We start from the raw sequence: 12918 nt of genomic DNA, 5'->3' as shown, positions 1-12918 counted from the left end.
TTATATGATACCGATAGTTGTTTTATCCGGTTTTTTGGGTAGCGGTAAAACCACTCTTCTTCAGCATGCGCTGGCTTACTACAAGGAGGAGGGGCTCAAGCCAGCCATTTTGATGAATGAGTTGGGTGATGTTAATCTGGACGGCAGTTTGGTGAATGGCCAAGCACCCATGAAGGAAATGCTCAGTGGCTGTATATGCTGTACCATTCGCGGGGATTTGGGCGTCGAGCTCATGAATCTTGCTGAAGAATATAAGCCGGACGTGATTATTGTAGAATGTACCGGAGTGGCTAACCCGATGGAAATTGTAGATGCAGTGACAGACGCCTCCATCTATTCTTCTATGATTTTACAATCCGTTATCACGGTCATAGATGCGCGTCAATTTCTGGATTTTGTCACGGGGAACGAGAGAAGCAAGTCGCTTCGTTTGATGCAGGATCAGCTTCGGTGCGCTTCCAAACTGATTATTAACAAGACTGATTTATTGGCTGCGGGCGAGTTACAGAAAGTACAGGCCCTCATAAAAGAGTTAAATCCATATGCTTTGACTGTAAGCACGCAACGAAGTGACGTGGACGCGAGTACCTTTTTCTCCACTCAAGGAGAGGGGCGTATGGACGTTTCGCAGCAAAAGGAATCCACAGTCGATATTGAGAGTGAACATCCTCATTCGGCAAATCATCTGCACACGTATGATCATGATGACCATACAGACCATCAGTCTCATGATCACCATGACCACGCCCATGACCACGCCCATGACCACGAACATGGGGAGCATTATCATTCCTACGACCATGTAGTGGTTCACACGCATTTCTTTGGACAACCTGTGCCACGCTCCGAGTTTGAACAGTTGTTCCGTAGTTTGCCAGCTGAAATTTACCGTGCCAAAGGAATTGTGCGGTTTCTGGAATCAGAGGGTCAGATGATGTTTCAATTTGCCTATCGGGAGTTGGAGATCATTCCGATCCGCCCGCAAAAGCCGGTGAACGATGTAGCGGTTGTCATGGGTGAGAATTTCTCTGCTTCCGAGGTCGAGGAACAATTGAGAAAGCTGGAAGCGGCCGAAAAGCCATTGAGTAGTTCATGACTTCGAGAACGAGCAACCTTAATCCATCAAGACCTAATCCATCACAACATAATTCTCGCGCACACCTAGCTGGCAAGCCTACTTGGGGATTTACAACAATTCTGCTGCTAACTGCTGGGCTGTTACTTTCCGTCACACTCGCGGTCATGCTGGGTCCTGTAGCTGTCGCACCAGGGACGATATGGCGAATTGCACTGTCCCATCTTCCCTGGCTGGACCAGTGGATACCCGTGACATGGACCAAGCCTGAGCAATATATCGTTTGGGAAATCCGCTTTCCACGCGTGCTGCTAGGGGTTGTCGTAGGAGCAGGACTTGCTGTTACAGGGGCGACTATACAGGCATTAATTCGTAATTCGTTAGCGGACCCCTATATTTTAGGAGTCTCGTCTGGGGCTTCGGTAACAGCCACGTTGGTGATTGTGTTCGGAGCTTTCGGATTTTTAGGACGACTTGCGCTGCCTTTATCTGCTTTTATAGGTTCGTTAACTGCAATGCTTATGGTGTTCGCGTTAGCCCGTGTGGCTGGGAGCATATCGACGACCCGCTTATTGCTGGCAGGGGTGGCGGTGTCTATGATGCTGTCGGCTGTGACTAGCTTTATCGTGACGATGGCCCCGAATGAAAAAGGCATTCGTGACGCGATGTATTGGATGATGGGAAGTCTGGCAGGTGCTCAATGGGACACGCTTTTTATTCCAAGCCTCATTGTAGCCGTTGGAACAGCTGTGCTCCTGACCCGATACCGGTCGCTGAATGCTTTGCTAACAGGTGAGGAGACCGCAGTAACGCTCGGTGTGAACGTACAGGCGTTCCGCGTATTACTGGTTATCGTGGCGTCTCTTTTAACCGGGGCAGTCGTATCAGTTAGTGGCTCGATTGGCTTTGTCGGGCTTATGATTCCGCACATCGTTAGGCTGATAGTGGGATCAGATCATCGGCGTGTACTGCCCGTCAGTCTGTTGGCGGGAGCTATTTTTGTCGTGTGGGCTGATGTATGTGCCCGGCTCGTGCTGGCTCCACAGGAGCTACCGATTGGTATTGTGACGGCTGTGTGCGGAGGACCCTTTTTTGTGTGGCTGCTGCGTCGTAGTTCCTACTCGTTTGGAGGCGAAAAATGATTATAGAAGTCGAATGCGTGACCTTCAGTATTCACAATAAACGACTGATCGACGGCATCTGTCTCCAGGTAAAAGCAGGGGAGCTGGTCGGATTGATCGGTCCGAATGGCAGCGGGAAATCGACGTTGCTCAAAAATATGTATCGTGTGCTAAAGCCTGACAGTGGTGTGGTTACGTTGGATGGCCAGGATATGCTGCGGATGAAGTATAAAGAGACGGCCCGACAAATGGCAGTGGTGAGTCAGGATGCGCCGCAAACGTTTGATTTTTCAGTACGGGACATCGTCCTGATGGGTCGCCATCCGCATAAGAAACTGCTGGAAGCAGATACTGTCGTCGATCATGAACTGGTCGAGCAGGCGCTGGAGCGGGTAGGCATGAATGCTCAGGCGGATCAGGGCTTTGCCACCTTGTCCGGCGGCGAAAAGCAACGGGTATTGATCGCCAGAGCTTTGGCCGGGCAGGCGAAATTTCTTGTTTTGGATGAGCCAACAAATCATCTGGACATCCGGTATCAGCTGCAAATTTTGGATTTGGTCAAAACACTTCGGATAACTACGCTAGCTGCACTACATGATTTGAATTTGGCGGCATTTTATTGTGATCGAATGTATGTATTAAAAGAAGGCAAAGTGGTAGCCTCTGGCATAACGGAGGATGTGCTTCAGCCAGACCTGCTATGGAGTGTATTCGGGGTGGAGACAGAAATCTGCATTCATCCAAAAACCGGGAAGCCGAATATTACCTTTTTACCGGATTCTCTCAGGAGAGGAGGCTATCCATAACGTCAACAGAAAAGGTGATACGATGAGGTAAGTAAACTACAAATAAAAGAGGAGACGGTACATATGAAAAAATATAGCAAGCCCGCGTTACCGCTGGTTATGCTCGCTTTGGCGATGATGCTGTTGTTATCAGCCTGCGCAGCAGGAAACACGGCTCAAACAAGCGATCCATTGGCAAACGGGCAGCAACCTGCCGCATTGCAATCGGCAACCAATAAGACGTCGGTAGAGCTTGAGAACATGGGCGTTAAAATGGCATTTCCCGAGGCGCCCAAACGCGCGGTTACATTGAACCAGCACGCGACTGAGGTTATGCTAGCTCTTGGACTAGAATCCTCTATGGTAGGAACTGCGTATTTAGATGATCAGATTTTGCCAAAATATAAGGCTCAATATGACAAAATCCCGGTACTGGCCGAACAATATCCGTCCAAAGAGGTGTTTATGGCCGCTGCACCGGATTTTGCCTATGCCGGCTGGAAGAGTGCCTTTAATGATAAAAATCTGGGTTCCCGTGAGGAGCTAGCCAAACAAGGGGTGCTGACCTATGTACAAGAGTCCTCCAATAAACCGGGTCCCACGTTAGAAGATGTGTATCAGGATATACTAAATATTGGGCGTATTTTCAGGATTGAGGAGCGTGCAGAAAAGCTGGTAAATGACATTCGTGAACAAGTGCAGTCTATTCAGACTCAAATTGGTGTTGTTGAACAGGCACCCAAGGTGTTTGTCTATGACAGCGGAGAAGACAAGCCCTTTACGGCTGCCAACAATTACCTAACGTCTTTGATTGAAAGTGTGAAGGCGAAAAATATTTTTGATGATATCGACAAAAGTTTTACCGAGGTAAGCTGGGAAGAGGTTGTGAACCGTAACCCTGATGTGATCGTCATCCTCGACTATGGTGATACTTCACTGGCGGATAAAGAGAAGCTGCTCCTGAGCAAGCCTGCGCTGGCTGGTGTGGAAGCGATCAAAAACAAACGGTTTATAGTGCTGCCATTATCCGCAGCGGCTGAAGGCGTGCGCGCTCCGATCGCGTTGAAAACCTTGGCGGCAGGCTTATACCCGGACAAGGTGAAGTAAACAAACAAAAGAGTTGCCAAAACGTTGACGAACCTTGCCTAAACTGTTAAACTTGCTAATGCGTAAAGGTTACGTTTATCAAACGCTTATTTTTTTATTACCAAATCGTAATAATTACGGTAGATGGTTTAATGATCATAAACGACCTGGAGAATCTGCGCAAATGATGATCGCTCAGATGGCTCCAGGCTTTTTAAAGGAAAAGGAGATTTGCGTCATGTTATTGGCCTCATTGGAACAGGTCACATTTGGCTACGGAGATGTTCCTAACTTGGTGGATGCCAATGTTGAAATTTTTTCGGGAGAATTTGTGGCTATTACCGGACCGAATGGTGCTTCCAAATCAACCATGCTCAAACTGTTGCTCGGCTTGCTTCAGCCTTGGAAGGGCAAGGTGTTCATGTCTAGCCGTACAGGTGAAGGCAAAAAGCTTGTTGTCGGCTTTGTATCCCAACAGATTGCTGCCTTCAATGGCGGATTTCCAAGTACCATTTTGGAATTTGTTCGTTCAGGAAGATATACTCATGGCTCTTGGTTACGTCGTATGCGGTCTGAGGATCATGATCTGACTGAGCAGGCGCTGCGTCAGGTAGGGATGTGGGATTTGCGTCACCGTAAAATCGGCGAATTGTCCGGTGGACAGAAGCAACGTATTTGTGTGGCAAGAGCGCTCGCTCAGGAATCGGATTTGCTCATTTTGGATGAGCCCACAACCGGAATGGATCAGGAAAGCCGCCATCATTTCTACGATCTGATGAATCAGCAGGTTAAGGAATATGGAAGAACCGTGGTCATGGTGACCCATGGACTATCGGAAGTGCAACATTATCTGGATCGAATTATTGAGCTTGAGAGGAAGGAAGATGGCGGATGGAAATGCTGCACTACGACTTCATGCAGCGGGCATTTTGTGCCGGTGGGGTAATTGCACTGCTGGCCTCGGTGCTTGGAGTATACCTGATGCTACGGCGTCAGGCTCTCATGGCGGACATGCTATCGCATGTATCGCTGGCAGGGGTGGCAGCAGGTGCCTATTTAGGCATTAACCCGACGATAACCGGATTTATTGTTGCCGTAATCGGCGCGATTATCGTTGAATACGTCCGCAGGTCTTATAAAACATATAGTGAGATATCTGTGGCTATTATTATGGTAGGTGGCCTCTCGACGGCCGTTATTTTAATGAATCTGAATCAGAGCATCAACAAAGGGTTTTCCGCTTATTTGTTCGGTTCGGTCGTAGCGGTCAATCAGACAGAGCTGATGTTGATGATCGTTGTGGCTGTCATCGGAGGTATTTTCTTTTTCGTGTTTCGGCGCCCTTTGTATCAGATTACCTTTGATGAAGAAACGGCGAAGACTAATGGTCTTCCTGTCAAGTCCATTTCATTTGCATTTAGTATTTTAACAGGGATGATTGTAGCTGCTGCAATGCCGATTGTCGGTGTGCTGCTTGTCTCCTCACTCATCGTGCTCCCTGCGGCGCTGGCGATTCGAATTGCACCGAGCTTCGCGGCAGCCATCTGGATATCTATGGTCACTGCGTTGATCGGCGTATTTATGGGTTTAACGGCATCGTATGAACTCAGTACACCCCCAGGGGGGACGATTGCCATGGTGCTGTTATTATTCCTGATTGTAGGAGCTGGTATTCAAAAGCTGGTCCGCAAGCTGGGCAAGCAACAGGCTTCCCGGCGAAAGAATGCGACAGGCCAGTGAGTGTAATTACAGTGAGAATGACTAAATATCTAACGCATAAAGGAGTAATGAATATGAATACATGGTTCAAAAAATCATTTGTCATGTCTGCGGGACTAGCACTTATTTTGTCTGGCTGCGGAGCCAAATCTGATAATGCAGCTACAAATGCTTCCCAAACCGAGCCGAATGCGGCGCAAACAGCAGACAGTGGTAAGAAGCTGAATGTGGTTACCACTTTTTATCCGATGTATGAATTTACCAAGCAGGTTGCTGGAGACCATGCTAACGTAACCGCGTTGATTCCTGCTGGTGCTGAGCCGCATGACTGGGAACCGAGCGCCAAAGATATGGCACAGGTTAAGGATGCTGACGTGTTTGTTTATAACGGTATCGTCGAAGGTTGGGCAGAACAGGCTTTGAGCAGCGCGTCCAATGATAAGCGTGTTGTAGTTGAAGCGAGCAAAGGGTTAAACCTGATGGAAGGCACGGCTGAGGAAGAAGGAGAAGAAGCGCACGCAGAGGAAGGCCATGATCACGATCATGTGCTGGATCCCCATGTATGGCTTGACCCAGTCTTAGCTCAAAAAGAAGTAGAAGCTATAGAAGCAGGACTTGTAAAAGCCGATCCTGCAAACAAAGCGGACTATGAGAAAAATGCTGATGCTTATATCGCCAAGCTGAAAGAGCTGGATACCGAGTTCAAAACAGGTCTGAAGGATGTAAAACGTAAAGACTTTATTACACAGCATGCTGCTTTTAGCTATTTGGCTAAGCAATACGGTTTGACTCAAGTGCCGATTGCCGGACTTTCTCCAGAGCAAGAGCCTACACCAGACAAGTTGGCGGGTATTATCAAATTCGCTAAAGAAAATAATGTTAAAACGATTTTCTTCGAAACTCTTGTTGATCCGAAGGTCGCTGAGACCGTAGCTACTGAAATCGGTTCAAAAACTGATGTACTGAATCCGCTCGAAGGATTGACGGATGAGGACAAACAGAAGAACCTGGATTACCTTGGTGTGATGAAAAACAATCTGGAGGCTTTGAAAAAAGCTCTGAATGAATAAGAAATTCTTAAAACGAATAAGTTTATAAACTGACGTCGGAAGGATACCGGCGTCAGTTTTTTTATAACTATCTAAGAAAAATGTGCTTTTTTGGCTAGTTCTCTAGATACAGTAGCTATATAGTCCTTTGTAATTTGCTTTTCAGAAATGATTTACGTCATTGTGAAACGTTTTTTTGAAAACTAATTCTGTAGTAGCTAGTTTCAAATTTCTTTTATAATTCATTGGTAGCGTTTTTATTTTTACAGATTCTTTCTATTAATATTATCAGTTTATTCACCGATATTGAAGTTTGGGCGTGCATATCATTTGACAACGGATTGGAGAGGTTAATTTGGCAACAGTTATAGTAGTGGATGACTCTTTATTTATGCGTTCTGTGCTTAAGGATATTCTTTTGGATTTAGGTCACGCTGTTATCGCGGAAGCAGAAAATGGGTATGATGCTGTTTTGAAATACGCACACTTTCGTCCCGATTTAATCACCATGGATATTAATATGCCTAAGATGGACGGACTTGAGGCTGTTAAAAAGATTGTAGAGCTTGATCCCCAAGCCAACATTTTGATGTGTTCTGCTTTGGGGCAGCAGGAAGCGATTATAAAAGCATTTCAGGCAGGTGCAAAAGACTTTATTGTTAAACCATTTGAGATGGAAAGGGTCGTGAATGCAGTCACAAAAATGCTAGGGAGTTAATGAATCAAGATTTTTAATACATAAATATTGAACATGTTAAAGCGAGAATTCCATGCTTATTTTCACGAATATGGAGATGAATAGGATGAGCAATCGAGTGTTGTCTCAAAAAGTATTTATAGACGAACTGATCGCTACGATCAAGAATGGAGGGCTTGTCCCTGTAAATTATGAACACCTCGTAAGCGAACAAAGAGAAAGAATGGATGCTCTTAACAATGAACTTACCCTTCGTATTGAGGGATTAGAGACTGATTTGATCTCTGCTTCGACATATTCCATTCCTTTTGCCAATGGCGAAATTATGTTTCTTGCTCGCTACATTGTACTCATTGGGGATCATACCGAGGGATACTTTGTATTCTATCGAGCAGAAGACTGTGAAAGTCCAGAGGAATATCAGTTTTTAACAAGCTCTTATCAACTTCCACATTTATTACTTGAATTATCTCTTTCTTTAAAAGAACATGGTACTAATGAGCCGCTTGATATTCTGACTTATTGGAATGGCCCTGTCTATCCGCTGAAAGATTTGAATAAAGAAGATATTAAGCTATCCACCTATGAATTTTAATTCCCTTGAGAGAGTCAAATCCCTCAGGGGATTTTTTTACATTGATAATCAAACGCATGTTCGCATATAATACAAACAAACGTTCTGATAAGGAGTGAAGGATCATGTTGGAAAAATACGTGGGGCAGATCGTGGAAATCGTGTATTTGGATCGGAAGGGCAAACTGTCTCATCGGCGTATCGAGGTGCATCGTGTGCAGAATGGCTTGATACGAGCCACCTGTTTACAGACAGGCCAGCCACGTGTTTTTCGATTAGATCATGTATTGGCATGGCATCCGGTAACCAGAACAGCATAGGAGGGGCTTACGATGGGGAAAAAGCTTGAAGGAAATGGCATATGGGAAAGCTCGCGCATGATTTTGCCTGAGCATCGGGAGGCATATTTAAGACTAATGAAGGAGCAAGGAAGGCGCGGCAAGCCAGCACTGGACGATCAGGAAATGCAGCAGATTGAACAGGCCATCATCGTATCCTATAACGAACGTAAGCCTATTACGCTAAAAGTGTTCAATCCGTTTGATGATGAGGAGCTGCGTGGACTGGTCACGGTAATTAATACAAGTCGGCGAGAAGTGAAGCTGTCCCGTGGGGAAGAGGATTTTAGCTGGATTAAGTTGGAGGAAATTATCGAGGCGGATATATAAAAAAAACAGTCTGACTAAATCGGAGTGTTTTTTTCATTTGTCTCGCCGTTTTATAATTAAGATTGTAGCTCTATGAATTTATATTTAAAATAAACTGTAATTGCAAAAGGAGGAGTTCAATAATGAAAATTAGTAAAAATAATGCTGAACATTATATATGGGGAGATCAATGTGATGGTTGGCGCTTGGTGAAAAATAATGATTTGAGCATTATTCATGAGCGGATGCCCGGAAATACACAAGAGGCCAGACATTATCATCATCATGCGCGCCAATTTTTCTTTATTTTATCAGGTACAGCGGTACTTGAAGTGGATGGTGAACGAATCCAATTAGGATCTCAGGAAGGGTGTGAGGTTCCTCCTATGGTGCCTCATCAAATGTTTAATGAAACGAATCAGGATGTTGAATTTTTGGTTATTTCTCAGCCTGCGAGCAGAGGTGACCGGGTTCTGACTGAAAAGTAATATTTTGGAGCAGACATGTTCCAACGAAGGTTGACAAGTCTTTTTTAGTACTGTATAGTGCTAAATATGATGAAAAAAAATAAAATCACTAATCGGGATGTTGTTCTGCGCATCGCTACTTCATTGTTTCTTACCCAAGGATATCATGCAACAAGTATGGATGAAATTGTGGCTGTGAGCAATGTGTCCAAAACGAACATTTACTATTATTTTAAAAGTAAAGAAGAGCTACTTTCAGCCATTCTGGATCAACTGATTCAAACGTATAATGAGATGATTTATGAAGTTGTTTCGCGTAAGGATCAGTCCGTTCAGGAACGTTTTGAAATCCTTCTTCAATTGCTGACAGAGCAAGAGACAGATTATTTGGGAGGCTGTCCCTTTATTACTCTTTATACGCAAATGCCTCAAGATAGCGCCTTGTTTCGGAATAAAATAAGCCAGTTCTTCCAAAGCCAGATCACTACCGTAGAAATATTGCTGAACGAGGGAAGGGAGAGATTAGAGATTCAGGCTGAACTTCCTGCGAGGTCGACGGCCCAATTCATCGTCTCGGCCATTGAAGGTGCGCTCTTTCTGCAGCATGCAAGCCAGGACCCGAGCATACTTGAAAATTTAAAATTTACTTTAGCACTTCTGCTAAAGTGATTTTTTTTAATCTTTATTAGTACTATGAAGTACTAAAAAATAAAAAAGGCAGGTTTCGTATATGACACATATCTTTATCACGGGCGGCACAGGATTTATCGGCATGCATACGTTACGGCAACTTTCCAAGGAGGAACACACTATTACCGTCCTGGTTCGTTCGCAGCAAAAGTGGGAACAAATATGCAGGCAAATGGATTTGGAGACAGCATGGCATATCGGGAAATTAACACCGGTTATTGGCGATTTGAGTATACCTGCTCTAGGATTAAATCCTGTTGACAGGCAACTCGTGGAGACAGCAGATGTGGTAATTCACGCAGGAGGTCCGATGGATATTCTGCTGGGAGAGGAGGATGCGAGAGCAGCTTTTCTACAAGCGGCAGAAGAAATGATAACGTTGGCTACACATATTCATACGAGCAAAGGGTACGACATTTTATCCATTTGGTTGGGTACAAAAGCCCTTTTAATGATCATAACTGGATTACTCCCGAGCCCGTCATCGATCATTTGGAACAGGCACCTCCATATGAACGGATGAAATTTTTGGCTGATTTGCGTATCCGTCAAGGAGCACACAAGGAAGGATTTCCGCTTTCGGTTGTCCATTTGAGCGTTGTCATTGGTGACTCAGAGTCTGGGGATACGCCCCAAACTGGTGGACTAGGCATTCTCGTAGGTTCTACAGCGCGCAAGCTTATGGGACTTGTCCCCGGAGGAAAATCTCATTGGCTCCCCTTGGTCCATGTAGATCATGCAGCCGAATTGATCAGTGTTCTTACGAAGGAATCACATCCTGCTAGTGAAACATACTACTTGATGGATGACAGACAGCAGAGTCCAACGATGATAGAGCTGGGAACGAATATGGCGAAGGAGCTTCGTGTCTGTAAACCGCTCGGTTCGATTTCGCCAGCTTGGCTAACCAGTATACTGGGTACTCCTCTGGGCCAAAAGTTAGGTATTCCGAAGGAATCACTTGATTTTATCGTGGATGTGGACTACCCACTGAATGCAGCACGAGAGATTCAGCGTAAATACGGGTTGTCACAGGCGATGAACAAAAGTGTGTTCCCATTTGTCATTACTGATCTTGATTTCAGGATTGCTCATTCCACCATAGATACAGATGGATATGTCCGCAACAGACGTGGGCCATTAGCTACACTGGAGCGAAGGGTGAAGAATGGAAATCCAACGATCGTATTAGTTCACGGTACTTTCAGCGGGGCAGATTGTTTGATATCGCTGGCAAATCAATTTCCGGAATCCTCTGTTTGCTTGGTGGATCTTCCCGGTTTTGGCCGTTCCCCATACCATCATAAGGAGGATGTACTAGAAGGCCACATTGAATCGTTAGTGCAGGCTATTCAGGCTTTGGAAACGCCAATCTGCCTTGTAGGTCATTCGTTCGGCGGACTACTAGCTGCTAAGGCATGGGAACGCGTACCTGAGCGTATCAGTAGCTTACACCTATTGCAGCCTGTATTGCATACTGCTCCGCGCAGATATCGGAGCGCACGAATTACGGAGAGTATGCTAGGCAGATTCAGCGATTCAGGCTTACGCAAGCAATTGCTTGCGCAGACTTGTTTTGAAAGTATCGACGATATCCCGCCAGCATACATCACGTATGTTCTTGAAGAAATGCGTTCCCCACGCGTAAGAAAGACGACTGCGCAAGCCCTAGCCATGCTAACGAAGTCCGATAGCTTCCGGTCAGTCCCTGAGATATCCGAAAGAATGTATAAAGAGGAGGTTTCGATTCTATGGGGTGTGAAGGATCAGATCTATAAGTTGCCCGAGCCATTTCATGCCCTGCATACGCTGAATATTCCGGCAGCTCATCATTTTCCGATCTCGCAACCGGAACGAACAGCGCAATATCTAAAGCAGCACATAGGACAGAATAACGTTAGTGTATAAAAATAAAACCAGCCTAGCACATATAAATCAAGTGCAGACTGGTTTTTTATCAATAAATGTCCTTAGCATCTGCGGGGAGAGCTTTTACGTGATGGAGATAGTTCGTAACACGTTGATCGTCCAGAGTCGGATATTCGTAACCATAATGGTTCGCTACTTCCAAGGCGGCTTCTCTAAATAAATTTCCCATGATCAAAAGAGACTGCCACATATGTTCATAATCTGCATCCGCAAACGTTTGGATGTAGAGCGTCCAAAGTCCAGGTTCAAGGTGGTTCTCGAAATATTTTCCCTGTTTACCCGGATCTGCCGCGAAGTCTGTTCGTATACCAATATGCCATTCCAGCATCAAGTGAAGCGCATCTCTCACAGGCCGATCCAGCATAAATTTGGCATAGGGCAGCTCCTGTCGCCATAATCCTTTAGCTACATAAGTACTGACCCACCAGAACTCGTTGCAGGAATTCGCATAGACTTGGGCGGTTGGAGGTAATGTCTTATAATCTTGAAGACTTGGCGGTGGGAAAGGCTCCACAAGCCCGTCTTTATCCAGCAGCAGTACACTTAAGCTGTCTCGGGTCCAATTGGCGATGTTATTCGCAGGGTAGAGTGTAAGATCTATGCGATTGCCGTCCGTAAATAACATGAGAAAAGCAAAACGATCACGGGGCGTCGAAGTAGGTTCCATATGCTCATCGGGCGTCTGCATAATGATCAATTCACCAAAATGGTTGATCCAGCGACGTTCCTGAATAAGCTGTCCATGGAGGATACGAGAAAGACGATATCATAATCCTGAAAAATGTCCCGTGGGGCATGTGGATTGGCGCGTGAACCATTCAGAATCACGGCACGTACCCGTTCGTCCTCTTGAGCAAAATGGAGAATGGTATGAAGCATTTCATGTTCACTTCTCATAATAGTTGTCTCCACAAGCGGCATCTAAAGGAGAAAAACATGGACAAGGGAGCAATAGAAATAATGGCCACTAGCTCAAGGATCATCAAGGAAAACAACCTCCTGTAAGTTCTTTTATCTGGAAAAGTCTCCTATCCTTACAATAGCCTATAGACAGAAGCCATTCAACAGTGCAGACGAGG

Annotated in this window: 15 protein-coding genes and 1 pseudogene; 15 read left to right on the top strand and 1 reads right to left on the bottom strand. The window is 45.4% G+C overall.

All coding sequences use genetic code 11. The features are described from left to right. Positions 1-4 precede the first annotated feature (4 nt). From AC5ELV_RS00260 to AC5ELV_RS00190, 15 genes are all read left to right on the top strand, one after another. Positions 5-1096, top strand: coding sequence for a CobW family GTP-binding protein (locus AC5ELV_RS00260; protein WP_493428697.1), 1092 nt, complete (start codon positions 5-7; stop codon positions 1094-1096). Further along, positions 1093-2217 (top strand): FecCD family ABC transporter permease, encoded by a 1125-nt coding sequence (locus tag AC5ELV_RS00255; protein ID WP_493428696.1) that lies wholly within the window; start codon positions 1093-1095, stop codon positions 2215-2217. The genes AC5ELV_RS00260 and AC5ELV_RS00255 overlap by 4 nt, the downstream gene beginning before the upstream one ends. Then, complete coding sequence (locus tag AC5ELV_RS00250) at positions 2214-3002, top strand: ABC transporter ATP-binding protein (RefSeq protein ID WP_493428695.1); 789 nt, start codon at positions 2214-2216, stop codon at positions 3000-3002. The genes AC5ELV_RS00255 and AC5ELV_RS00250 overlap by 4 nt, the downstream gene beginning before the upstream one ends. 63 nt (positions 3003-3065) lie before the next feature. Further along, entirely contained in the window at positions 3066-4088 is a 1023-nt protein-coding gene (locus tag AC5ELV_RS00245) for an ABC transporter substrate-binding protein (RefSeq protein WP_493428694.1), read from the top strand. A 217-nt stretch (positions 4089-4305) separates the two neighbouring features. Further along, positions 4306-5013: a metal ABC transporter ATP-binding protein gene (locus tag AC5ELV_RS00240; protein ID WP_250268195.1), complete on the top strand. Its 708-nt coding sequence runs from the start codon at positions 4306-4308 to the stop codon at positions 5011-5013. Continuing rightward, positions 4959-5807 (top strand): metal ABC transporter permease, encoded by an 849-nt coding sequence (locus AC5ELV_RS00235; RefSeq protein WP_023988405.1) that lies wholly within the window; start codon positions 4959-4961, stop codon positions 5805-5807. The genes AC5ELV_RS00240 and AC5ELV_RS00235 overlap by 55 nt, the downstream gene beginning before the upstream one ends. Before the next feature lie 53 nt (positions 5808-5860). Next, positions 5861-6856 (top strand): metal ABC transporter substrate-binding protein, encoded by a 996-nt coding sequence (locus AC5ELV_RS00230; RefSeq protein WP_493428693.1) that lies wholly within the window; start codon positions 5861-5863, stop codon positions 6854-6856. A gap of 334 nt (positions 6857-7190) precedes the next feature. Continuing rightward, on the top strand, positions 7191-7553 hold the full coding sequence (locus AC5ELV_RS00225) for a response regulator (RefSeq protein WP_023988407.1): 363 nt from the start codon (positions 7191-7193) through the stop codon (positions 7551-7553). An 85-nt stretch (positions 7554-7638) separates the two neighbouring features. Further along, entirely contained in the window at positions 7639-8127 is a 489-nt protein-coding gene (locus AC5ELV_RS00220; RefSeq protein WP_493428692.1) for a hypothetical protein, read from the top strand. Between the two features lie 104 nt (positions 8128-8231). Further along, positions 8232-8426 (top strand): hypothetical protein, encoded by a 195-nt coding sequence (locus AC5ELV_RS00215; protein ID WP_013310131.1) that lies wholly within the window; start codon positions 8232-8234, stop codon positions 8424-8426. Positions 8427-8438: 12 nt separating this feature from the next. Continuing rightward, entirely contained in the window at positions 8439-8774 is a 336-nt protein-coding gene (locus AC5ELV_RS00210; protein WP_013310132.1) for a YolD-like family protein, read from the top strand. 122 nt (positions 8775-8896) lie between these two features. Then, positions 8897-9241: a cupin domain-containing protein gene (locus AC5ELV_RS00205; protein WP_493428691.1), complete on the top strand. Its 345-nt coding sequence runs from the start codon at positions 8897-8899 to the stop codon at positions 9239-9241. A 66-nt stretch (positions 9242-9307) separates the two neighbouring features. Then, entirely contained in the window at positions 9308-9889 is a 582-nt protein-coding gene (locus AC5ELV_RS00200; protein WP_341161606.1) for a TetR/AcrR family transcriptional regulator, read from the top strand. A 61-nt stretch (positions 9890-9950) separates the two neighbouring features. Continuing rightward, positions 9951-10433 carry an SDR family oxidoreductase gene (locus AC5ELV_RS00195; protein WP_493428690.1) on the top strand — a complete coding sequence of 161 codons (483 nt, stop codon included), beginning with the start codon at positions 9951-9953 and terminating at the stop codon, positions 10431-10433. Between the two features lie 5 nt (positions 10434-10438). Further along, positions 10439-11818, top strand: coding sequence for an alpha/beta fold hydrolase (locus AC5ELV_RS00190; RefSeq protein WP_493428689.1), 1380 nt, complete (start codon positions 10439-10441; stop codon positions 11816-11818). 49 nt (positions 11819-11867) lie between these two features. Here the strand turns inward: AC5ELV_RS00190 and AC5ELV_RS00185 are convergent. Further along, positions 11868-12736, bottom strand: a pseudogene (locus tag AC5ELV_RS00185) (aminoglycoside 6-adenylyltransferase). Positions 12737-12918 lie beyond the last annotated feature (182 nt).

The organism is Paenibacillus sp. NMA1017 (assembly GCF_058895805.1).
Note: the sequence above shows the minus strand (reverse complement) of the source record. Positions and strands in the feature narration are given on the sequence as shown.